The following is a 22,435-nucleotide window of genomic DNA, read 5'->3' on the forward strand; positions in this document are numbered from 1 at the left end:
GGGGGGGGCCGGGGGCGCCGGCGGGGGGCCTCGCGTCGCCCGCGCGCCCCCGCCGCGGCCGGGTGCTCGTCGCGACCGCCCGGCTCACCCGCGCCCGCGTCCTCGCGGCGCACGGGCGCACGGACGACGCCCTCGCGGCGCTCGCCAACGCGCGCGCGGGCTTCCTCGTCGCGGGGCACCGGCACGAGGCGGGCCGCACCGTCCGCCTCGAGGCGCGGCTGCGCGGGGCCGGCTGGGCCATGCCCGACGAGCTGCGCGCGCTCGACGCGCTCGTCCAGGTCGACACGGACGCCTGAGAGGACGGCCTCGGGCGGCCCGGAGCGCACGGGCGAGCGGCGGCGGCCCCGCACGCCGGGATCCCGGTGACGCGCGACGCGGGCCCGGCGGGCGCCGGCCGGGCCTCACCCCGCCCCGCCTCGTCCCTGGCGCACCGCTCGCCCTCCCCCTAAGCTCTCGCGCCCATGGATCCCTACGGGCTTCGCCGCGTGGTCTCGCCCAGGGGCGCGCTCCCCCAGCGCGCCGACGTCCTCGATCCCACCCTCCCGCTCGGCGAGGACGAGCTCTCCATCGAGGTCGAGGCGCTCAACGTGGACGCCGCGAGCTTCCGGCAGATCGAGGGCGCCGTGGGGCGCGACCCGGAGCGCATCGCGGCCGAGGTGCTGCGCATCGTGGGCGCGCGCGGGAAGCTCCAGAACCCGGTCACCGGCTCGGGCGGAATGCTCATCGGCCGCGTGCGCGCGGTGGGGCCGCGCCACCCGGCCGCCGCGTCGCTCCGTCCGGGCGACCGCGTCGCGACGCTCGTGTCGCTCTCCCTCACGCCGCTGCGGCTCGATCGGATCCGCGCCGTCCGGCCGGAGATCGACCGCGTCGAGTGCGACGGCGAGGCGATCCTGTTCGCGAGCGGGCTTTGGGCCCGGCTGCCGGCCGATCTTCCCGAGACGCTCGCCCTCGCGGCGCTCGACGTGTGCGGGGCCCCGGCGCTCGCCGCGCGCCTCGTCCGGCCCGGCGCGCGGGTCCTCGTGCTCGGCGCGGGCAAGTCGGGCCTGCTCGTCGCGGCGCACGCCCGCGAGCTCCTCCCCGGCACGGGCGGCGAGGTGGTGGCGGCCGATCGCTCCGAGGCGGCGCTCGCTGCCATCCGCGGCGCGGGCGCGTGCGACCGGACGATCGCCCTCGACGCCACCGACGCCGTCGCCGCGCTCGCCGCGGTCGAGGCCGCGGGCGGACCGTTCGACCTCGTCGTGAACTGCGCGAGCGTCGCGGGCACCGAGATGGCCTCCATCCTCGCGGTGAAGGACGGCGGCACGGTGCTCTTCTTCTCGATGGCGACGAGCTTCACCGCCGCCGCGCTCGGCGCCGAGGGCGTCGGCAAGGACGCGACGCTCCTCATAGGGAACGGCTACGTGCCCGGCCACGCCGAGCTCACGCTCGACCTGCTCCGCCGGAACGCGAAGCTCCGCGCGCTCTTCGAGGAGCGGTACGCGCGCTGAAGGTCGGGCGAGGTCGGACCCCGACGGCGTCCATCGGCCCGTCGAAGCTCCCGGAGGAGACCCGCGGCCGACGCCGACACCCACCTCCGCCGCCGTCCGGCGCACCTCCGCCTCGGCGTCGGTCGGGTCCGGGCGAGCCCATCCTTGTGGAGCCCGCCCGCCCGTTCTACTCTCGGGAAATGCCGCTCCTCGCCGGGCTCGTGGCCGCCCTGCTCGCTGCCACGCCCGCGCTTGCGCCCGCGTCGCCGCCGCCGGCCCCGCGTTCCGCCGAGTCGATCGAGGCGCGTGCAGGCGAGATCCTCGCGCGCGGCGACGTCCAGACGTCCCTCCCGTCCGAGTGGAAGCCGGTCGAGCTGCCCGACCTCCTCGCGACCGTGCTGCGGGTGCTCGTCTTCGCGGGGATCGCGCTGCTCGCGGCGCTCGCCGGCACCTGGCTCTTCCGGCGGCTCCGCGCTCGCTCCCGGGATCCCGAGGTCGAGGGTGGGTCCGGGACGGAGGCCGGCCCGGAGCCGATCCCCATCCTGTCCGCGGAGGCAGCCGCCGCGGCGGGCCGGTACGGCGAGGCGATTCATGCGCTGCTGCTCGACACGCTCGCGGCCCTCTCGCGCGCGGCGCGCCTCGCGCCGTCGCTCACCTCGCGCGAGATCGTGGGGCGCGTCCGGCTGGCGCCCCCGGCGCGCGAGGCGCTCGCAGGCCTCGTGACCGCGGTGGAGCTCTCTCACTTCGGCGGCGCGGTGCCGGGCGAGGCGGACTACCGCGCCTGCCTCGACCGGTTCCACGTCTTCCTCCAGAGCTTCCGGGGCACGACGTGAGCGGGCCCTTCTCCCGCCGCGGCGCCACGTGGCTCGCCCTCGCCGCGACCGCCTCGCTCGCAGCCGCCGCCTTCCTGGGCGTCTTCGGGGACGAGCTCTCCGAGCCGCCGTCCGTCGCGCCCGGCGCGTACAGCCGGTCCGCCATCGGCCACCGCGCGTTCGTCACGCTCCTCCGCGAGCTCGGGATCCCGACGCTCGTCTCGCGCCACCGGACCGCGGACAAGGCCGCCGACGGCGCGCTGGTCGTCCTCGCCGAGCCGGCGCTCGAGCCGGCCGACGAGAGGGGCCGGCGGACCGTGACCCTGGAGGAGATCGCCTCGGACGCCTCGCGGCTGCTCGTCGTGCTCCCGAAGCGGTCCGGGTTCCCCGATCCCAACCGGCCGCGCTGGCTCGGCGGCGCGAGCCTCCTGCCGCTCGCGGAGGTCCGGCGTGCCCTCGAGGTCCTCGAGCTCGACGCCGAGGTGGTCCGGCCGAGGCAGCTCACCGCCGCGTCCTGCGGGACGCTGCCGGCGGGGGCGGTGCTGGACGCCCCGCAGCTCCTGCGCTCCGACGCGCTCGTGCCCCTCGTCTCCTATGCGGAGGGCATGCTCGCCGGCGAGGTCGTGGACGAGGAGACGGGCCGCCGGATCGTGGTGCTCGCCGACCCGGACGTCCTCGCCAACCACGGCCTCGGGCGCGGCGAGAACGCGGCCCTCGCGCTGTGGCTCGTCGAGCGCCTCGGCGGGGGCGAGGTGCCCGTGGTGATCGACGAGACGCTCCATGGGCTGGACCTCCAGCCGTCCGTGGCCCGCGAGCTGTTCAGGTTTCCTCTCGTCCTCGCCACGGCGCAGGCGGCGCTCCTCGCGGCGCTCGCCGTCTGGGCCGGGCTCGTGCGCTTCGGCCGGCCGCGCCCGCCCGACGCGCTCCTCGCGCCCGGCAAGGCGTTCCTCGTCGAGAACACCGCGTCCCTGCTCCGCCACGGCGGGCACGTCGCGCACGTGCTCGGCGCGTACCTGCGCGCGGCGAAGGACGAGGTGGCGCGGAGGTCGCGGGCGCCCGGCGACCGGGCCGAGGCCCAGGACGCCTGGATCGCGCGGCTCGCCGCGGCGCGCGGCCGGAGCGACGCGCTCGCCCGGGCCGAGGCGCGCGTCCGCGCGCTCGAGGGGCGGGGGCGCGGGGCGGAGGAGGACGCGCTGCGGACGGCGCTGGAGATCCACACCTGGCGGGAGGAGATGACGCATGGAGCTGACGGCGATTCGAGACGTGACCGAGCGACTCCGGGCTGAGGTCCACCGGGTGGTCCTGGGCCAGGACGCCGCCCTCGACCTCATGCTCGTGGCGCTGCTCTCCGACGGGCACGTCCTGCTCGAGGGCGTCCCGGGCACGGCGAAGACCTTGCTCGCCCGCGCCTTCGCGGCCGCGCTCGGCATCGGCTTCAACCGCATCCAGTTCACGCCGGATCTCATGCCCGGCGACGTCGTCGGTACGAACATCTTCAACTTCCAGACGAGCGCGTTCGTGCTGACGCGCGGCCCCGTGTTCACCGACGTGCTCGTGGCCGACGAGATCAACCGCACGCCTCCGAAGACGCAGGCGGCCTTGCTCCAGGCGATGCAGGAGCGGGCCGTCACCATCGACGGCACCACCCATTCGCTCTCGCCGGGCTTCATGGTGCTCGCGACGCAGAACCCGATCGAGCAGGAGGGGACCTACCCGCTCCCGGAGGCCCAGCTCGACCGCTTCCTCTTCAAGGTGAGCGTGGGCTACCCGTCGCGCGACGAGGAGCGCGCGATGGTGCGCGTGCACGGCCACCGTACGGCGACGCCGCCCATCTCGGAGTTCGCGATCTCCTCGGTCGCCTCGCTCGAGGACCTCGTCGCCATGCGCGCGGCGGTCGCCGCCATCCGCCTGTCGGACGAGATCGTCGACTACGTCGTGGACCTCGTGCGCGCGACGCGCGCGCGGGCGCAGCTCCTGTGCGGCGCCTCGCCGCGCGCCGCCAACATGCTCGCGACGGCCGCGCGGGCGCTGGCCGCCACGCAGGGGCGGGCGTTCGTCATCCCCGACGACGTGAAGGCCCTCGCGCGGCCCGTGCTCCGGCACCGCATCGTCCTCGCGCCGGGCGCCGAGATCGAGGGCTCCACGCCGGACGCGGCGGTCGCGAGCGTCCTCGAGGAGGTGGAGGCCCCCCGGTGATCCACCCGACCCGCCGCGCCCTCCTGCTCGTGGCCGCAGGCTTTCCGGTCGCGCTCCTGCCCGCGCTCGTGCACCCGGGGCTGTGGGGTGTCTGGCTCGTCGTGGCCGCCCTCACGCTCGCCGCCATCGGGGCCGACGCGATCCTGGCGCTGACGCCGGGGGCGCTCGCCGCGTCGATGGAGGTCCCCGAGTCGCTGTTCGTCGGCGAGGCGGGCGCAGCGCGCGTCGTCCTCTCGGCGGCGCGCGGGGCCGCGACGGTGGAGGTCCTCGCCGATCTGCACGCGGACCTCGACCCGCAGCCGCCGGCAGAGCTCCGCGTTCGCGCGGGCGAGCCGGCGGCGCTCGAGATCGCGCTCCGCGCACGCCGGCGCGGCAGGCCCACCGTGGACGCGATCTGGCTCCGCTGGCCGGGCCCGCTCGGCCTCGCCGCGCGGCGCAAGCGCGTCGCGATCGACCGCGCGGTGGCGGTGCTGCCGAACCTGCGCCCTGTCCGCGCCGCGGCCTTCCGCTACTTCGGCGCGCGGGAGCTCTCCGCCGGCGTGCAGGTCGAGCGGTTCCTGGGCGACGGCTCGGAGTTCGACGCGCTGCGCGAGTGGGTGCCCGGGCTCGACCCGCGGGCCATCAGCTGGAAGGCGACCGCGCGCCACCGCAAGCTCCTCGCCCAGGAGTTCCGCGCCGAGCGAAACCACCAGGTGGTCCTCGCGCTCGACACCGGTCACCTCATGGCCGAGCCGCTCGAGGGCGTGCCGCGCCTCGACCACGCCGTGACCTCGGCCCTCCTCCTCGGCTACGTGTCCCTCCGCCTCGGCGACCGCGTGGGGCTCTACGGCTTCGATCGCGCGGCGCGCGCCTGGACGGAGCCGCAGGGCGGGCTGGGAGCGTTCCCGCGCCTGCAGGCCGCCTCCGCCGGCCTCGCCTACTCGACCGAGGAGACGAACTTCACCGTCGGCCTCGCCGAGCTGTCGGCGCGCCTGCGCCGTCGCTCGCTCGTCGTGGTGTTCACCGAGTTCGTGGACACCGTGACCGCGGAGCTCATGCTCGAGAACCTCTCCCGGCTGGCGCGGCGGCAGCTCGTGGTGTTCGTGTCGCTGCGCGACCCGGGCGTCGAGGGGCTCGCGGGGGCCGCCGCGCGGCGGCTCGGGGACGTCTACCGCGCCGTGGTCGCCTCGGAGCTCGTGCGCGAGCGGGAGCGCGTCCTCGCGCGGCTGCGCCGCATGGGCGTCCACTGCGTGGACGCGCCGCCCGCCGCCGTCTCGACGCGCCTCGTGAACCGCTACCTCGACATCAAGCGCCGGGAGCTCATCGCGTGACCCTTGTCTTGAAGAGCGCGGCGTTCCGCGCCGAGCGGGAGCCCTCGTGGCGCGAGCTCGAGGGTCTCCTGGATCGGGTCGAGCGCCACGGCCTGCCCGGCCTCGCCTCCTCCGAGATCGCGCGGCTGCCGGCGCTCTACCGCGCCGCGCTCTCCTCCCTCTCCGTCGCGCGCGCGATCTCCCTCGATCGCAACGTCCTCGACTACCTGGAGACGCTCTCGGCGCGGGCGTACCTGGTCGTCTACGGGACGCGGCGGCACCTCAGGGACGCGCTCCGGGACTTCTTCGTCCACAGGTTCCCGGGCGCGGTCCGCGCCCACCGGCGCCACCTCGCGCTCGCGCTCGCCCTCATCGCGCTCGGCGCGGTGGTCGGTCACGCGCTGACGGCGCGCGACGCCGAGCGGTTCTACGCGTTCGTCGATCCCGCGATGGCGCAGGGGCGCGGGCCGACCTCCTCGACCGCCTCGCTCCGCGAGGCCCTGTACGCGCCGAGGGACGCCGCGCAGCTGCTCAAGACCTTCGCGATGTTCCTGTTCCAGCACAACGCGACCATCGGCCTGCTCGCGTTCGCGGTCGGGTTCGCGGGCGGCGTGCCGTCGGCGCTCCTGCTCTTCACGAACGGGCTCGTCCTCGGGGCGTTCGGCGCGCTCTACCGCTCGCGCGGCCTCGCGCTCGAGTTCTGGGGGTGGGTGCTGCCGCACGGCGTGACCGAGCTCCTCGCGGTGGCGCTCTGCGGTGCGGCGGGCCTCGCGCTCGGGCAGGCCGTGGTGTTCCCCGGCCGCGAGGAGCGGCTCGCCGGGCTCGCGCGCCGCGGGCGGGAGGCTGGCGTCCTCGCGGTCGGGGCCGTCGCCCTGTTCTTCGTCGCCGCCCTGGTGGAGGGGCTCTTCCGGCAGCTCGTCCACTCCGTCCCGATCCGCTACGGCGTCGCCGCCGCCACGTTCCTCTTCTGGACCGTCTACCTCGCTCGCGCAGGGAGGCGGGCGTGACCGCCGGCGGCGCGCGCACGCGCGAGGTCGTGACCCCCGACGGCGTGCCGCTGCGCTTCGCGATCGCGCTCGCGGGCGACCGCGCGGGTGCGTTCCTGCTCGACTACCTCCTCGTGCTCGCCGCGGTGCTCGTCTCGGTGCTCGCGATCTTCTTCCTGGTGGGGTGGGCGGGCGGCGCGGATCTCGCCCTGGCCGGCGCGCTGCTGGCGCTGTTCCTCGTCCGCACCTTCTACTTCACCTTCTTCGAGCTCTCGTGGCGGGGCCAGACACCGGGGAAGCGCAAGCTCGGGATCCGCGTCATCGACGCGCGCGGCGGTCCGCTCACGGCGGAGGCGATCATCACGCGGAACCTCACCCGCGAGCTGGAGGTGTTCCTGCCCATGACGGCGCTCGCCGGGCCCGACGCGGTCTACCCCGGCGCGCCGGCGGGCGTCGCCCTCGCGGCGCTCGCGTGGATGCTGCTGTTCGGGCTCCTGCCGCTCTTCAACCGCGATCGCCTCCGCGTGGGTGACCTCGTGGCGGGGACGATCGTCGTGCGCGCGCCCGACGCGCGATTGCTCGACGAGCTCGTCGCCGCGCCCGCGTCGCGAGCGGCGGACGGCTTCGCCTTCTCGCTGGAGCAGCTCGACGTGTACGGTGAGTACGAGCTGCACGTCCTCGAGGGGCTGCTCCGCGATGGGCCCGCCGCGCGCCCGGACGCGCTCGCGGCCGTCGCGGCGCGGATCCAGGAGAAGATCGGGTGGGACGCCCCGGCGCCGGACGACCGCGCGTTCCTGCGCGCCTACTACACGGCGCTGCGCGGCCGGCTCGAGCGGCGCCTCCTCCTGGGGAGGCGGCGGGCCCACAAGCTCGACCGCTCCTGAAAAAGGGCGGCGCGATCCGCGCGTCGCGGATCGCGCCCGCCGGCGGTCGGTGCTACCCGAAGACCTTCACGAGCGAGGCGGTGTCCACGCCCTCCTTCTCCGCGCGCAGGTCGTGGTACGCGACCGCGGGCGCGATCGCGCCGAGCGACCCGATGGCGAGGCTCACCACCGTGGAGATCACCATGCCGACGATGCCGGTGATCTGGCCGCCGAGCGCGGCGAGGGCCGGGAACACCAGGTTCACGAACGCGCTCACCCCCATGAACACCGCGAAGAACACCAGGAACGCGGCGAAGATGGCGAGGCGCCGGCCCTTCGTGAGCTGGAAGCTGCGCCTCACCGAGCCGAAGATCCCGTTGCGCTCGACGACGGCCACGGGCACCGACACGCTCACGGCCGTCAGCACGATGAGTCCCGGGACGATGAGCAGGACGAACCCGAGCACCGACGCGAGGTAGCAGATCACGCCCACGCCGAGCACGACAGGCGCGCGGCGCAGGCCCGCGCGGAGGAGATCCCCGAGCTGGACCGGCTGGCCGGCCAGGCTCTGGATCGCCCCGTAGGTGAGCGCCGCCATCTGGACGAGGAGGAGCGCCATCGCGACGAGCCAGACGACGGCGAACGCCCCCATGGCCCCCGAGATCGCCGCCGGGTCCACCTGCGCACCTGGCGTCCGGAAGAAGAGGTTTCCGACGCCGAGCGCGACGGCGACCACCATCATCGGCACGTAGACGACGAGCGCGAGGACGAAGAACTTGCCGAGGTTGCTCCACCAGATCGAGAACGAGCGCGAGAGCAGGTTGCCGACGGTGAAGCGCCGCTCCGCGCCGACGGCGAGCGGTGCGGGCGGCGGCGCTGCGGGGATCGTTGCGGGAAGGTTCATCTCGTGACCTCCAGGAGAGAGGCGGCGAGCATAGTTTGCACCACCCGTGACGTCGAGGATCCACCGTGTGTGCGGGCTTCGCCCACAGCTCTTCGCCGCGCCGCGTTGTCCCGGAGTCACTCGACCCGCGGGCCGCGGGGCGAGCGGACGTGACCCGGCTTCCGGGCAGCGCTCGAGCCCGACGCTCGACGAGCACACGCCCGTCAGATCTCGAAATCCGGCTTCGAATCGTGAACGAGCTCCAGCTCCGCGTACACCCGACGCCGCAGCTCGTCGAACTCGGGGCTCGTCCGGGAACGGGGGCGCGGCAGCGGCACGGGGATGACGGTCTTCACCCGTCCTGGGTTCGTCGCCATCACGAGGATGCGATCGGCGAGGAACACGGACTCCTCGATGTCGTGGGTCACGCAGATGATGGTCTTCCGCTTCTCTTCCCAGATCCGCGCCAGCTCCTCCTGGAGCTTGATGCGCGTGATCGCGTCCAGCGCGCCGAACGGCTCGTCCATGAGGATGCACTCGGGATCCACGGCGAGCGCGCGCGCCAGCGCGATGCGCTGCTGCATGCCGCCCGAGAGCTCGTGCGGATGATGCTCGGCGAACGAGGACAGGCCGACGAGGTCGAGACACTGCATCGCTTGATCGCGGCGCTGGCGCCGGGGAACCCCGGACACCTCGAGCCCGTACTCGACGTTGCGCAGCACGCTGCGCCAGGGGAACAGGCCGTAGCTCTGGAACAGGGTCACGACCCGGCGCTGCGGCCCGTCCACGATCGCGCCGTCGATCTCCACGGAGCCTCGTGACGGGAAGTCGAACCCCGCGAGGATGTTGAGGAGCGTGGACTTCCCGCAGCCGCTGGGGCCCACCAGGCACACGAACTCGCCCCCCCGGATCTCGAGGTCGACCGCGGCCAGCGCGACCGTCGTCCCGCTCCGGGTCGCGAAGCGCTTCTCGACCGAGCGCAGCACGATGCGCGCCTGCTTCATGTCACGTCCCCGGGCGCCGGCACCGCGCCCCACGCCCGGTAGATGCGGCGCTCGGCGGCGCCGATGGCCTTGTCGAGCGCGAGCCCCACGACGCCGATGACGAGGACCGCGAAGAGGAGCAGGTCCGTCCGCAGGAAGTTGCGCGCATCCATGACGAGGAAGCCGAGGCCCGAGCGCGCCCCCAGCATCTCTCCGGCCACGAGGTAGACCCACGCCGCGCCGAGCGCGATGTGGAGCCCGACGGCCACCTGGGGGAAGGCCGCGGGCACGACCACCTTCAGCACGATGTCCCGCTCGCTCGACCCGAAGTTCCGGGCGATCCGCAGCAGGAGCGGATCGACCCGGCGCACCGCGGCGACCGTGCTGAGGAGCGCCGGGAAGAACGACGCGAGGAAGATGATGGCGATGGCGGGCACGTCTCCGATCCCGAGCCACAGCACGGCCAGGGGGAACCAGGCGATCGGCGACACCGGGCGCAACAGCTGGACCACGGGGTCGAACGCCCGCCAGAGCCGCTCGCGCCAGCCGAAGACGAGCCCCAGCGTCACCCCGAGCGTCCCTGCGAGAGCGTAGGCGACGAGGAAGCGGGCCAGGCTCGCGCCGACGTGCACGAACAGCGTCCCGTCCGCCAGGATCTGGGCGCCGGCGCCCAGCACCGCGATGGGGCCGGGGAGCTGCTCGGCCGTCCACCGCCCGGACCACGCCGCCGCCTCCCAGGCGAGGACGAGCGCCGCGATCCCCGAGACCGGCACGAGCCAGCGATCGAGCGCGCGCGTCACCTGCGACGCCGTGACGGACGACGCGCGCCGGGAGGCGAGGGCCGGCAGGGCGATCGCGTCCGAGGCCTCGCCCTCGGCCGGCCTGGCGGGCTGCGGCGCCGGACCCGGGTCCGCGGCGTACGGTGGGGCGCCCATGCTCACCTCGCGTAGGCGTGCCTGGCGAACCGGTCGTCCAGGAACGCCCCCAGCTCCACCCGCGAGGTCGCGATGTCGAACCTGAGCATGTCCGCCTGCGTGACTTCCAGGTCATTCAGCTCCGGCAGGAGGTTGTCGTAGGTCACGCGGTCATGCGGATGCGTCAGGACGTGGCGGATGATCTCCGGCTTCTGTCCGAGGTACCGCGTCGACAGCTCCGCGGCCTCGTCCCGGTGCTCACCCACGAACCGGCCCGCCGCGACGAGCCCGTCGACGAGCTCCTGGACGACCTGTGCGTGCGCCGCGATGAGGTCCTCTCGGACGAGGAGCGCGCAGCAGACGTGGTTCGGCCAGACGTCCTTCGACAGCGTGAGGACCTTCCCGACGTTTTGCAGCTCGGCCTGGGCCCCGAACGGCTCAGCGACGATGAACCCGCCGATGCGGTCCGTCGCGAGCGCCTGGACCATCTCCGGCGGCGGCATCTCCACGATCTGCACGTCGCGGCCCGCCTCGAGCCCCTCGCCGGCGAGGATCCGCCGCAGCAGGATGTGGTGCGTCGAGAACCGGCTCGGGATCGCGATCGTCTTCCCTTTCAGATCCGCGATCGACGAGACCGCACCGCCCGCCTTCACCGTCAGCGCGCTGCCGTTGCGATGCCCGAGCAGCACGAGCTTCACCGGGACCCCCTTTGCGCGGAGGGTCAGCCCGATGGGCGTGAGGGCGAACGCAGCCTCGACCCGGCCGCCCTTCACCGCCTCCGCCAGCTCGGGCCAGCTCGCGAACTTGACGGGCTCCAGGGTGAACGTCCTGAAGCTCGTCCTCGCGCCCGCGATCACGGTCAGGTGATCCGTGAGCGGCAGGTACCCCAGCCGGACGGTGGGCTTCGAGCTCGACTGGCTCCGGCATGCGGGGACGAGGGCGCCGCACGCCACGGCGGCGCCGCCTGTCCCGACGAGCTTCAGGAGGTCCCTTCGCGTGATCGGTCGCATGCTCATTGCCCCATGGAGTGTTGGCCAGCCCAGCCGAGCGCGAGGCGCTTGCGGCGGAGGTGCATCCGGACGAGCTGCGCGCCGAGCCGCGGCTCGGGCTCCGTGTAGATCTTGGCGCCCACGAGCTTCAAGACGCCTTCGGTCCCGGCCAGGAAGTCGATGACGTCGTTGCTGCCGCGCTCCAGCTCGCCCGGCTCGCCCGGCTTCGGGCGCGGGATGGCGGGTGGAATGGGGCCCGGGAAGCCGACCAGATTGCTCACGCCGTGCACGAGGAACGTGAGCCCCTGCCCCACCGTCTTCTCGTTCCCCGGCTCGGGCCCGATGAACATGAACGGGAGGTCCTTCACCGCGACGCCGGCCGCGCGCGAAACCTCGGCGAAGAGGCGGAGCGTCCGCGTGTTGTCGACGCACCCGCCCACCGCCAGCACGGGCGGGATGCCGAGCTGACGGCAAAGGCGCCCGAGGCCGGGGCCCGCCTGGCCCGCGGCGTCCGGTCCGCAGAGGCCGTCGTTGAGGAGCGCGTGGGCGCAGCACCCCGTCGTGAGGAGGAGCACGTCGGAGCGAATGAGCTCGCGCGCGAGCGTCACGTGGTTGTGCTCGTACGGCACCTTGGGCGTGTTGCAGCCGACGATGGTGGCGATGCCCTTGAGCGTCCCGCTCCGGAGGAGCTCGACGATGCGCTCCGCGCCGCCGAGCGTGTCGAGGATGTTCTCGTAGCTCCACCCGACCTGGGCGGCGGTGGTGACCTGCGGGATGTGGATCTTCGAGCGGTCGCGCCTCGCGAAGGCTTCGACGGCCGCGCGGGCCACCCGCTCGGCGTCCGCCTGGAGCTGCTCCGGCTCCTCGGGATCGAACGGGACGTGGAGCGCTCCGGGGATCCGGTTCGACTTGCAGGTCGTGATGATCTGCGTCCCGAAGCAGTCGGCCAGGATCTTCGCCCCGGGGATGACGCACTGCATGTCCACGACCACCGCGTCGACGGCGCCGGTCCCGAGCACGAGCTCCTGGCCGCCGATGTTCGTGACGGTCGAGACGCCGTGTCGCGCGAGCAGCTCCTCGCCCGAGCAGCAGAGCCCGCCCACCACGATCCCCGCCGCGCCGGCCGCGCTCGCGAGCTGCTGGATCTCCGGGCTCCGGAGCTTCTCCAGGATCACCTCGACCATCACCGGAGAGTGGCCGTGCATGAGCACGTTCACGTGGTCGGCCTTCAGGATCCCGTAGTTCACGGTCGTGATCCGCTGCTGCGGCAGGCCGAACAGCATCTCGGTCGCGAACGAGGACCCGAAGAGCGTGCTGTAGCAGTAGGCCAGCGCGGCCCGCAGCTCCTGCGCGGCGAGCGCCGTCCAGTCCGTGCAGCCGCCGAGCGTGGTCATGTGGAGCGCTTCCATGACCTCGTAGGAAGCGCTGCGGGGGAGGATGCCGAGCCCCCTCCACGTCTCCTGCCGCTCCGGCGGGGCGAACGCTTCGAGGGTTCGAAGGGGGGACGCGTCGAGCCTGCCGAGATCCTCGAGGAGGATCCGGGTCACCTCGCGCGCCACGTCCGCGATCGGCCGGCCTTCGGCCGGGACGCCGAAGCGGCCCGCCAGCTCGAGCACGCGCGCCTCGCCCTTGATCGCGAGGTGTGCCTTGCCGTCCGCGGCGGCGAGCACCGAGAACATCGCCTCGTGCGCGTGACGCCCGTGCGCCGAGAGCCCGGCGACGAGCGCGCGCAGCACGTTGCCGATGACCATCGCGTTCTGGTCCTTGCCGCAGATGCCGCGCTCGGCGCGCGGGCCGATCCGGCACGGCCCCCACTGGCACATCCGGCAGCATCGACCGGTGAGGCCGAACGTGCACTGCGGCTTCTGCTGCTCGAACCGGTCGAAGAGCGTCTCGACCCCGAGCGCCTCGAGCCGCTGCAGGAGCTCGCGGGACGCGGGGTTCGGCGTCGACGCGACGTGCTCGGCCTTGTCCGGCACCTCGACGTTGAGGACGGGCAGGTGCTGCTTCATGAGAAGACCCTCGTCGACAGGTAGCGCTCGCCGGTGTCGGGCAGGAGGACGACGACGAGCTTCCCTTCGTTCTCGCGCCGCCGTGCGACCTCGATCGCGGCGTGCGCGGCCGCGCCCGCCGAGATCCCGACGAGCAGGCCCTCCTCGCGCGCCAGCCGCTGCGTCACCGCGAAGGCCTGCTCCGTGGAGACGCGAACGATCTCGTCGATGACGTCGACGTTGAGTACCTCGGGGATGAACCCTGCCCCGATCCCCTGCAGGTGGTGCGGCCCCGGCATGCCGCCCGAGAGCACCGGCGAGTCGTCGGGCTCCACGGCGACGATGCGCACACCCTCCTTGCGCGCCTTGAGCACCTCGCCCACTCCCGTGATCGTGCCGCCGGTGCCCACCCCCGACACGAAGACGTCCACGCCGCCGTCCGTGTCGTCCCAGATCTCGACCGCCGTGGTGCGCCGATGTGCGGCGGCGTTCGCGGGGTTCGCGAACTGCTGGGGTACGAAGGCGTCGGCGTTCTCGCGCGCAAGCTCGGCCGCCTTGCGCACTGCGCCACGCATCCCTTGCGCACCCGGCGTGAGCACCAGCTCCGCGCCATAGGCGGCGAGCAGCTTCCTGCGCTCGACGCTCATCGTCTCCGGCATCGTGAGGATCAGCCGATAGCCCCGGGCCGCGGCGACCAGCGCCAGGCCGATCCCGGTGTTGCCCGACGTCGGCTCGATGAGCGTGGTGCGCCCCGGAGCGATGCGCCCCTCGCGCTCTGCGGCGAGGATCATCTCGAGGGCGACGCGATCCTTGACGCTCCCGCCCGGATTGAACGACTCGAGCTTTGCGGCGACCGCCGCGACCTGACCGGGCTGCGGCTTCAGGCGCAGCAACGGGGTTCGCCCCACGAGGGCGAGGATGTCGTCGTGGATCATGCGCGCAAACTTAGCGGAGGAACTTCCGTTATCTCGGCCACGTCCGTCATGGTAGCAAAACGTCTGCCACGCCGGATGGGGACGCGCTCTGGGGGGCCGGTGCGCGGTGCGGCCCGCCGCGGCGACGGTCAGGCCGGGAGCGTGCGCAGGGCCGCGTCCAGGTCGGCGATCAGATCCGCGGGCTCCTCGATCCCGACGGAGAGCCGGATCACGCCATCGGTGATGCCGGCGCGCTGGCGGGCCTCGGGCGACATGGACGCGTGCGTCATCGACGCGGGGTGCGCGACCAGGCTCTCCACACCGCCCAGGCTCTCCGCGAGCGTGAACCAGCGCAGGGTCCTCAGCACGTGGTCGACACGATCACGCCGGCCGTCGGCCAGCTCGAAGCTCACCATGCCGCCGAAGCCGGTCTGCTGCTGCCGCGCGAGCGCGTGCTGCGGGTGGCTCGCGAGCCCCGGATAGTGCACCTTCGCGACCGCTGGGTGCGCGGCGAGGAAATCGGCGACGGCCCGGCCCCCGGCCTCGTGCGCGCGCATGCGGAGCTGCAGCGTCTTGAGGCCGCGCAGGACGAGGAAGCAATCGTGCGGACTCTGCGACGTGCCTAGCAGGTTGTTGACGCTCTGGATCCGCTGGACCAGCAGGTTCTTGCCGGGCGCGGCCACGACCGCGCCGCCCACCACGTCGCTGTGTCCGTTCAGGTACTTCGTCGTGGAGTGGACCACGAGATCGGCGCCGCGCCGGAACGGCTGCTGGGAGGCCGGCGAGAGGAACGTGTTGTCGACGACGGTGAGCGCGTCGTGGCGTCGCGCGAGCGCGGCGACCGCGGCGACGTCGGTCAGGCGCAGGAGCGGATTCGAGGGGGTCTCGATCCAGACCATGCGCGTGTTCGGCCGGAAGGCGGCGGCGACCGCGTCGAGGTCGGCGAGGTCGAGGTACGTGACCTCGAGACCGTAGGCGGCCTTCGCGTGCTCCAGTGCGCGGAAGGTGCCTCCGTAGCAGTCCACGGTGCAGAGGAGATGGCTGCCGTGCGGGAGGAGGTTCAGCGCGACGATCACCGCGCTCATGCCCGTGCTCGTACAGGTGGCGCCCGAGCCGCCCTCCAGGACCGCGAGCGCCTCCTCCAGCGCCGCGCGCGTCGGGTTGCCGCTGCGCGTGTAGTCGTAGCCGGCGTTCGTGCACACGTCGCGGAACGCGAACGTGGACGACTGGTAGATCGGCGGCATCACCGCGCCGTACGTGGGATCGGGCTGCACGCCGGCATGGACGCACTGCGTGCCCAGGCGAGCGCCGGGCACGAGCGCGGCGCGCCCCGCCCAGCCGGCCTTCGCAGGCGACCCCGGCGGCACGATGGTGAAGTGGTACGCGGGGTTCCCGGGGATGTTCGGGTCCAGATGAGCTTCGTCGGACATGCAACCTCCCCGCGCCGCTGCGATCGAGCAGTGCGTAGCGTTTGCGGTTGTATCTGGGCCAGGGTCCTGCGGCAGCGGCGACATCCGTCATACCGGATGGACGTCTCGGATGCAAGATGGGGTGCCGCCCTGCTCGTGCCGGCCGATCGTCATCCCGTACCCATCCTCACGCATTGGAGAGCGGTCTCTCCGAAGCGGCGGCACGGATCGAGTGGCGGCGTGTGGCTCTCTCGTCCCATGAAGAGGGCTGGAACTGGTACGGTTGGTTGCGCCTCGAACTGGTACGGTTGGTTACGCCATGGTTACGCGCGACGCGCGAGGTGGCGTAGGTGCTCCTGGGGCCGTGGCGGAACTGGCAGACGCGGCGGACTTAAAATCCGCTGCCGCGGAAGCGGCGTCCCGGTTCGATCCCGGGCGGCCCTACTCTCCCATCCTTGGTCGAGCCGTCGCGCGACGCGCGCTCGCGTCGCGCTACTGCTCGATGGCCCCGACGTCCGCCAGCCCGCCGCTGCGCGTCGCCCCCGTCTGGTCGGTCGGCTCGCGCAGGTACGTCTGGGTCACCCGCTCGACGGTGAGGGACACGTTGCCGAGCGGCCCGGTCACGAACGTTCCCCAGAAGTCGTCACCGAGGCGGACCATCCCGAGCCTGTCGCCGATCGCGACGTCGAGATCGCGCCAGAACTTGATCCAGGGCGCGTTCCGCGGGTCGGAAGGCCAGGTGACGGGGTGCTCGTACCAGGTGGTCCCGGTCAGGTCCCCGAACCCGCTCCCGAAGTCGCTGCCCAGCTCGGACCCGTACTCCTGTCTGAGCTGCAGGATCACGTGGTTCAGGAAGTCGTCCGTCGGGACACCGTAGCCCGTGTATCGGCCGTTCACATACGTGAGCGGGTACGGGGCGGCCGGGATCTTGTCGGCGGCCGCCGTGCCCGGCGGGTACCAGAGGAGCGCAGGCCCGCCGGCGTCCGTGCCGGCGGACACGATCGACTCATGGAAGCGCGCCCCTGCGACGTCGAGCGCGGCGCCGAGCGCGACGCCCTCCTGGTCGCCCAGCTTCGGCCAGCGCCTCCGGTTCAGGTGCCCCCAGGCCGGCACCGGGACCAGGATCTGGCTGAAGTCGATCCGCCCCACGACGTTGTAGCCAGCGCTGCGGAAGTCGAGGATCGAGCCCGGGAACCAGTCCTCGGCGACACCGTTGAGCGTGTTCCCCACGACGATCGAGTTCTGCAGCCACACGTACTCGACGGTGTGCGCGTTCCCGATGGTGGCAGCCACGCCTCCGCCGCCGACGTTCGGCCTGCCGCTGAAGATCGCGGCCGGGCCGTCGACGGCGTTCTCGGCGATGGTGCTCGCGACGACCGAGAGCGATCCGCCGCCCATGTACACGCCGCTGCCGCGGTAGTAATACTGCCCGTCCTGGGGCAGGGCGTCGTTGTCCTCCACCAGGTTCCTCGCCACCGTGCTGTTCTTGATCTCCATCGTGGCGAGGTTGTTCGGCCCGCCGGAGAGGGTGAAGATGCCGCCGCCGTACGCGTGCTGGGCACGGACGAGATTGCCGCTGACCGTGCAGCGGTCGAGGAACGTGTTGTTGCCGCGCCCCGACGTGCTGTCGGCGCCGCCGACCGAGTAGACGCCGCCTCCCGCGGCCCCGTATCCGATCGCCGCGTTCCCGCTCACGACGACGCCGCGCAGGACGAGGCCGTTGGCGTAGATCCCGCCGCCGTAGCTGCCGCGGTCACGGGAGGCCTGGGTGTCGCCCACGACCGTGTTGCCCGCGATCGTGCACCGCTCGAGCGTGGCGGTGCCCCACACCGCCAGGCCGCCGCCCCTGGCCAGCGTGAACGGTTGGGTGGAGCCGGAGATGGGTTCGGCAACCGAGGAACCCGACGAGATCATGACGTTGTTCATCGCCAGGTTGCCGTAGACCGCGAGCACGCGCGCGTGGCTGGTGTCGCCGCCGTTCCAGCGCAGGGTGATGCCGTTCGGCAGCATCGAGGCGTCGATGACGACGTCCTTGCGCGCGTACAGCGCCGAGCGCCCATAGTCGCGCTCCTGGTATCCGGAGAACGCGCCCGCCGCGTACACCTCGCCCTTCAGCACCGTGTGCTCGTCCCCCACGATCGACAGCAGGATCGTCCCGCCGTCGAGCGAGCGGTCGAACGTGATCCGCTCGCCCGAGGCGGCGGCCGCGAGCGCCGACCTCAGCGTCACCGCGCGGCCCGTCGGGCTCGCCACGTCCTCGAGACTATTGACGACGAGTGACCCGCTCGGCTGCGCGGCGTAGGTCGCCGTGAGCGCGACGCCGGAGTAGGCCTTGTCCGCGTCGAGCACCACGTACCAGGCCCCGGCGGAGGGGTTGGGGATCGTGCACGACTCGTCGTTGGTCCTCGCCGCGCTCCGGCAGTCGTACGTCCTCGTGGTGGGCACCCAGCCCTGACGGACGTACAGGTTGGCGTTCCCCGTCCCTCCCGCCGTGGAGACCACGAGGGAGCTCTGACCGGCGGGCACGCCGATCGCGAAGCAGGGCTGCTCACCTTGCGCCGCCGAGAGCCCCGTCGAGGCGACGCCTTCCTGGAGCGGGGTACAGGTCGCGCCCTCGTGCGCGGCGACGAGGGTCGCGCCGGAGAACGCGGTCCGCGCGTAGAGCATCACGAACCAGGTGCCGGGCGCGGGGTCGGCGATCGTGCACCTGTCGCCGCCGGTCCTCGCGCTGCTCCGGCAGTCGTACTCCCTGAGCGTCGGCATTGCGCCGAACCGGACGTAGAGATCGGCGTTGCCGGTCAGCTGGGTCACGTCCACTGTCAGTGATCGCTGGCCGGCGGGCACGGTGAGGCCGAAGCAGCGCTGCTGGCCTTGCGCCGCCCAGAGGTTGGTGATCGGCACTCCGTCCTGGAGCTGGACACACGTGCTCAGGCTCGTGAGCTCCTGCGCGGCGGTGTGGGAGCTGCCGTGCGCGACCGTCGCAGCCGCGACGACCGCGAAGACGATCCGGATCGCGTGTGCGTGCATGGTCCCCTCGTCACGCCTGCAATGGCGCGAATTGCTCACGCGCACTCTAGGCGTGTCGCGCGAATACCAGCCTCGACCACTGCGGGGCTGCGGCACGCAGGCGGCGCGCGCGGCCGGAGAGCGAGTGCCCGGGCCAGGGCATGAGCGTTGTCGGCGCAGGCAGGGTCGCAAGCGCGTCCTGCGGGCGCACCCGCAGGTCATAGGAGCCACGGGTCACACGATGATTCGCGCCGAGCCTCGCGAATCGGGGCGCATCCTCGTCCCGTCACTCGAGCTGCATCGCGTCGAGAGATGAGGAGGCGGACATGAAACGGTTGGTCTCGCTCACGACGGCGCTGCTCGTCGGTCTGGCTCCGGCGGCGGCGGTCGCCTATTCGAATCAGTATTTCACGTGGACGAACGGCGCCGGTATCGAGCAGGGTCCCGTGGTGTTGGGCACCACGCAGAGGTTCGTGCTCAGAACCTTGAAGGACGGAACCCCGGCCTACCCCGCGGGCTACAGCGTGGAGGGCTGGTACGACGCCTTCACCGGCCCCTATCCCAACGCATCAGGCACCTGCGGCGTCACCGAACCTTCCTTCAACGTCAACTCCATCGTCGTCGACTTCGTGGACCTGACCTTCTCGCAGGAGGGCTACTACACGGTGTGCCTGCATCTAATCCACGCGACCGAGCCCGAGATCTGGGACAACGCCGCCGTCTATGTGAGGCCGAACCAGGCTCCGCACGTCCAGGAGGTTCAGCTCGACCCTCGTCTTCCCGTCGTCGGTTACGAGACGAGTGCGGTTGCGTCGCTCTGGAGCAATGACGACGCGATCGAGTCGTGCACGGTCGACTACGGCGACGGCGGGGGCCCCGAGACTGGCGAGGTCCTGACCCTGTTCCCGACGCCCGACCCCACGCCCGAAATGCAGGCCCTCGGGAACGTAGACATCATCTGCCAGGGGCCCCCGCACACCTATGACGCGTCCGGGTCCTACACGGTGACCGTCGCGGCGACCGACGCCGGCGGCCTTCAGGGAACGGCTGAAACCTACGTGACGCCGTCAACCGAACCGTACATGTACGTCGCTTTCATCGACTTCTCTTACGGGGCCATCCGGTCCGGCCGTCTGTGGAACTACACGGCGGCGGTCAACATCCGCCACTTCACCGGTGTGGACCTGAGCAGGGCGACCGTCACGGCCGAATGGCGGGTGTTGTATGGCCCGACGATGCTCACGCAGAGGGTCACGACCAATAGAGAGGGCATCGCGAAGTTCGCCCTGCGCGCGTTCCCGTACGGCGAGTACGACCTGTGCGTCACGAACGTCGAGAAGTCGGGCCTGACGTTCCGGTATGACGAGGGGTGGCCCCCGCTGTGCGCGAGCGATTACTCCAAACCGATGGAGTCGCCGTAGACCGGGCGACGCCTGATCGCGTGCTGACCTGATCCGGCCGTCCAGCGGCCCCGGCGCTCCCGCACCGGGGCCGTTCCATCGGTTCAGCGCGGCGCTCGCGAGCGTGCCGAGGCTCGTCACACCGCGGCCGGACGCCTCGAGCGCGTGGGCCGGGGGGACGCCTCGCGAGGCGCGCGCCGCGGGTGCTATCGTTTCCCGATGCCGCTCGACCCGGACGTCCAAGACCAGCTGCGCCGCGTCCTCTCGTCGATGGAGCTCCTGCTCCCGAAGCCCATCGAGAAGATCGACTGGGGCAGGACCCACGCGGCGAACTGGAGGCGCCACTCGTTCGCCGGCTACCTCGAGGCCGTCTCGAGCGTCGAGGGGATCCAGCTCTCGGACCTGCTCGGCATCGAGGAGCAGAAGCGCATCGTCGAGGCGAACACGCGCCAGTTCCTCGCCGGCTTCCCCGCGAACAACGTCCTGCTGTGGGGGACGCGCGGGACCGGGAAGTCGTCGCTCGTGCGGGCGCTCCTCCGCGCGTACGCGTCCGAGGGCCTGCGCATCATCCAGGTCGACAAGGACGACCTGGTGAGCCTCCCGGCCATCGTGGACGAGGTCGCCGGGCAGCCGTATCGCTTCCTCCTCTTCTCGGACGACGTCTCGTTCGAGGTGGGCGAGTCGAGCTACAAGATGTTGAAGAGCGCGCTCGACGGCTCCGTGTACGCGCCGCCCGAGAACGTCCTCATCTACGTCACCTCCAACCGGCGCCACCTCATCCCGGAGTTCGAGACGGACAACCTCGGGGCGCTGCTCGTCAAGAACGAGATCCACCACGGCGAGGCGGTCGAGGAGAAGATCTCGCTGTCGGGGCGGTTCGGCCTCTGGGTCGGGTTCCACGCCTTCTCGCAGGACGAGTACGTGGCCGTGGCGAGGCAGTGGGTCACGAAGCTCTGCGAGAGGGCGGGCGCCGAGCCGGCGTGGAATCGGCAGGCGGCGGAGGCGGCCGTCGCCTGGTCGAATCAGAAGGGCGATCGCAGCGGGCGCATCGCCTACCAGTTCGCGAGCGACTGGGTGGGCCAGAGCATGCTGCGCTCGCGCTAGCGGACGCCCGAGCGGTCATCCGGCAGCACCGACGACCGGCGCGAGGCCCGCTCGCACGCCCGTCAACGACGCAGTGCGTCCCAGAAGTGGCGCGGGGAGAGATTCAGGGCGCTTCCCGGAACGATCGCTTCAGGCAACGCGTTTGCACCATCAGCGACCTCGCGAGGCCCGGGCCACGCCCTGCGACGTCCTCCGTGTCGATACGGCACGGTGGCGTGGCGGCGGGTTCACGGGCTCGGCGAGGGACACGAAGATGGCATTCATCCCGGCTCAGGCACACCCACTCATGTCCTCTCGCGCCCGCCGCATGCGGTCGCGCGGCGCCGTCCTCGTCGTCGAGGACGATCCCGACATCCGCGAGGCGCTCGCCGAGGCCCTCGGCGGCGAGGGCTACGACGTCGCGCTCGCCGAGAACGGGCAGGACGCGCTCGACGTGCTGCGCGACTGCCCGCGACCGGATGTCATCCTCCTCGACCTCCTCATGCCCGTCATGAGCGGGTGGCAGTTCCGCCAGGAGCAGCTCGCGGACCCAGCCCTGGCGGGCATCCCGGTGGTCGTCGTCTCTGCGTCGCCGCCTGGCGACGCGCAGCCGGACCGGTACCTGCCGAAGCCGTTCAGCATCGACGACCTGCTCTCGACGGTCGCCGAGCTCTCCGCGGACGCCGCCGAGCGGATCTGACCGCTCGGCGACGAGCGCGCGAGGCCTCACGCCCGCCGCGACGGCGCCCGGGCTGCCTCCGGCACGAGCTGGTGGAACAGGCTCGACTCCCGCTTGAAGAAGCCCTCGGTGTGGAACGACCACTCGAGCCCGAGCACCTCGAGGTCGAGGTGGTGCACGAGCTCGTGGAGGAGCGTTCGAAGGAACGTGCGGAACGCGACCACGCGCGCGTGGCGGGCGGTGCGCATCCAGACGCGGATGCAGGGCGGCTCGTCGGGATCGGGGGTGTAGAGGCCGTGCAGCTCGCCCCAGTCCGCGCTCGGCCGGACCGCGTGGATCTCGAGCTTCGGCGTGCGCGCGCCGAGCGCCCGGGAGATCCCCGCGCACAGCGCGAAGGCGGCGCGCGCCACCGCCTCGCCGTCGTCGCGCGCGAGAGCCTCCCGCAGCGACTCGACCTGCGGGTGCAGCGAGGCGACGCCCGGCACCGGGATGGCCGGGACCGCGTCGCTGGCGCGGTAGATCGCCTTCTCCCGCGGTGACAGGCGCGCGTAGTACGCGAACGGCACGGCGGC

Annotated in this window: 20 protein-coding genes and 1 tRNA gene; 12 read left to right on the forward strand and 9 right to left on the reverse strand. The window is 72.6% G+C overall.

Features of this window, described 5'->3' with window-relative positions:
- The 8 genes from MNZ39_RS14075 to MNZ39_RS14110 all read left to right on the forward strand — a co-directional run.
- A partial coding sequence (locus MNZ39_RS14075) for a hypothetical protein (protein ID WP_242339540.1) occupies positions 1-296 on the forward strand: 296 nt, incomplete at its 5' end.
- Between the two features lie 165 nt (positions 297-461).
- On the forward strand, positions 462-1,487 hold the full coding sequence (locus MNZ39_RS14080) for an L-erythro-3,5-diaminohexanoate dehydrogenase (protein WP_242339542.1): 1,026 nt from the start codon (positions 462-464) through the stop codon (positions 1,485-1,487).
- A gap of 179 nt (positions 1,488-1,666) precedes the next feature.
- Entirely contained in the window at positions 1,667-2,299 is a 633-nt protein-coding gene (locus MNZ39_RS14085; protein WP_242339544.1) for a DUF4129 domain-containing protein, read from the forward strand.
- Positions 2,296-3,564, forward strand: coding sequence for a DUF4350 domain-containing protein (locus tag MNZ39_RS14090; protein WP_242339546.1), 1,269 nt, complete (start codon positions 2,296-2,298; stop codon positions 3,562-3,564). Before MNZ39_RS14085 ends, MNZ39_RS14090 begins: the two co-directional genes overlap by 4 nt.
- Positions 3,518-4,474 (forward strand): MoxR family ATPase, encoded by a 957-nt coding sequence (locus tag MNZ39_RS14095; RefSeq protein WP_255821063.1) that lies wholly within the window; start codon positions 3,518-3,520, stop codon positions 4,472-4,474. The genes MNZ39_RS14090 and MNZ39_RS14095 overlap by 47 nt, the downstream gene beginning before the upstream one ends.
- Positions 4,471-5,784: a DUF58 domain-containing protein gene (locus tag MNZ39_RS14100; RefSeq protein WP_242339550.1), complete on the forward strand. Its 1,314-nt coding sequence runs from the start codon at positions 4,471-4,473 to the stop codon at positions 5,782-5,784. The genes MNZ39_RS14095 and MNZ39_RS14100 overlap by 4 nt, the downstream gene beginning before the upstream one ends.
- Entirely contained in the window at positions 5,781-6,770 is a 990-nt protein-coding gene (locus MNZ39_RS14105; RefSeq protein WP_242339552.1) for a stage II sporulation protein M, read from the forward strand. Before MNZ39_RS14100 ends, MNZ39_RS14105 begins: the two co-directional genes overlap by 4 nt.
- Entirely contained in the window at positions 6,767-7,633 is an 867-nt protein-coding gene (locus tag MNZ39_RS14110) for an RDD family protein (RefSeq protein ID WP_242339554.1), read from the forward strand. The genes MNZ39_RS14105 and MNZ39_RS14110 overlap by 4 nt, the downstream gene beginning before the upstream one ends.
- A gap of 52 nt (positions 7,634-7,685) precedes the next feature.
- Here the strand turns inward: MNZ39_RS14110 and MNZ39_RS14115 are convergent, their stop codons facing one another.
- From MNZ39_RS14115 to MNZ39_RS14145, 7 genes are all read right to left on the reverse strand, one after another.
- The gene (locus MNZ39_RS14115; RefSeq protein ID WP_242339556.1) at positions 7,686-8,516 is read right to left on the reverse strand and encodes a hypothetical protein; all 831 of its coding nucleotides are present in this window, start codon (positions 8,514-8,516) and stop codon (positions 7,686-7,688) included.
- Between the two features lie 203 nt (positions 8,517-8,719).
- A complete protein-coding gene (locus tag MNZ39_RS14120; protein ID WP_242339558.1) occupies positions 8,720-9,499 on the reverse strand; it encodes an ABC transporter ATP-binding protein in 780 nt (259 codons plus the stop codon).
- Complete coding sequence (locus MNZ39_RS14125; protein WP_242339559.1) at positions 9,496-10,413, reverse strand: ABC transporter permease; 918 nt, start codon at positions 10,411-10,413, stop codon at positions 9,496-9,498. The genes MNZ39_RS14120 and MNZ39_RS14125 overlap by 4 nt, the downstream gene beginning before the upstream one ends.
- A 2-nt stretch (positions 10,414-10,415) precedes the next feature.
- Entirely contained in the window at positions 10,416-11,408 is a 993-nt protein-coding gene (locus MNZ39_RS14130) for an ABC transporter substrate-binding protein (protein ID WP_242339561.1), read from the reverse strand.
- Positions 11,405-13,393 (reverse strand): anaerobic carbon-monoxide dehydrogenase catalytic subunit, encoded by a 1,989-nt coding sequence (cooS, locus tag MNZ39_RS14135; protein ID WP_242339563.1) that lies wholly within the window; start codon positions 13,391-13,393, stop codon positions 11,405-11,407. Before cooS ends, MNZ39_RS14130 begins: the two co-directional genes overlap by 4 nt.
- Positions 13,390-14,307 carry a cysteine synthase A gene (gene cysK / locus MNZ39_RS14140; RefSeq protein ID WP_242339566.1) on the reverse strand — a complete coding sequence of 306 codons (918 nt, stop codon included), beginning with the start codon at positions 14,305-14,307 and terminating at the stop codon, positions 13,390-13,392. Before cysK ends, cooS begins: the two co-directional genes overlap by 4 nt.
- Before the next feature lie 128 nt (positions 14,308-14,435).
- Entirely contained in the window at positions 14,436-15,716 is a 1,281-nt protein-coding gene (locus MNZ39_RS14145; RefSeq protein ID WP_242339568.1) for a PLP-dependent aspartate aminotransferase family protein, read from the reverse strand.
- Between the two features lie 337 nt (positions 15,717-16,053).
- On the opposite strand from MNZ39_RS14145, the gene MNZ39_RS14150 reads away from it, so the two are divergent.
- Positions 16,054-16,139: transfer RNA gene (locus MNZ39_RS14150), tRNA-Leu, on the forward strand.
- Between the two features lie 48 nt (positions 16,140-16,187).
- Here the strand turns inward: MNZ39_RS14150 and MNZ39_RS14155 are convergent.
- On the reverse strand, positions 16,188-18,722 hold the full coding sequence (locus MNZ39_RS14155; protein WP_242339569.1) for a PPC domain-containing protein: 2,535 nt from the start codon (positions 18,720-18,722) through the stop codon (positions 16,188-16,190).
- Between the two features lie 305 nt (positions 18,723-19,027).
- On the opposite strand from MNZ39_RS14155, the gene MNZ39_RS14160 reads away from it, so the two are divergent.
- The 3 genes from MNZ39_RS14160 to MNZ39_RS14170 all read left to right on the forward strand — a co-directional run bounded on the left by MNZ39_RS14160 (position 19,028) and on the right by MNZ39_RS14170 (position 21,884).
- A complete protein-coding gene (locus MNZ39_RS14160) occupies positions 19,028-20,122 on the forward strand; it encodes a hypothetical protein (RefSeq protein WP_242339571.1) in 1,095 nt (364 codons plus the stop codon).
- A 198-nt stretch (positions 20,123-20,320) separates the two neighbouring features.
- Positions 20,321-21,205, forward strand: a complete 885-nt coding sequence (locus MNZ39_RS14165; protein ID WP_242339573.1) for an ATP-binding protein — start codon at positions 20,321-20,323, stop codon at positions 21,203-21,205.
- Between the two features lie 286 nt (positions 21,206-21,491).
- The gene (locus MNZ39_RS14170) at positions 21,492-21,884 is read left to right on the forward strand and encodes a response regulator (protein ID WP_242339575.1); all 393 of its coding nucleotides are present in this window, start codon (positions 21,492-21,494) and stop codon (positions 21,882-21,884) included.
- A gap of 26 nt (positions 21,885-21,910) precedes the next feature.
- Here MNZ39_RS14170 and MNZ39_RS14175 read toward each other — a convergent pair whose 3' ends face one another.
- Positions 21,911-22,429 (reverse strand): hypothetical protein, encoded by a 519-nt coding sequence (locus MNZ39_RS14175; RefSeq protein ID WP_242339577.1) that lies wholly within the window; start codon positions 22,427-22,429, stop codon positions 21,911-21,913.
- Between the last annotated feature and the right edge of the window lie 6 nt (positions 22,430-22,435).

The organism is Anaeromyxobacter sp. SG66 (assembly GCF_022690805.1).
Taxonomy (GTDB): domain Bacteria; phylum Myxococcota; class Myxococcia; order Myxococcales; family Anaeromyxobacteraceae; genus Anaeromyxobacter; species Anaeromyxobacter soli.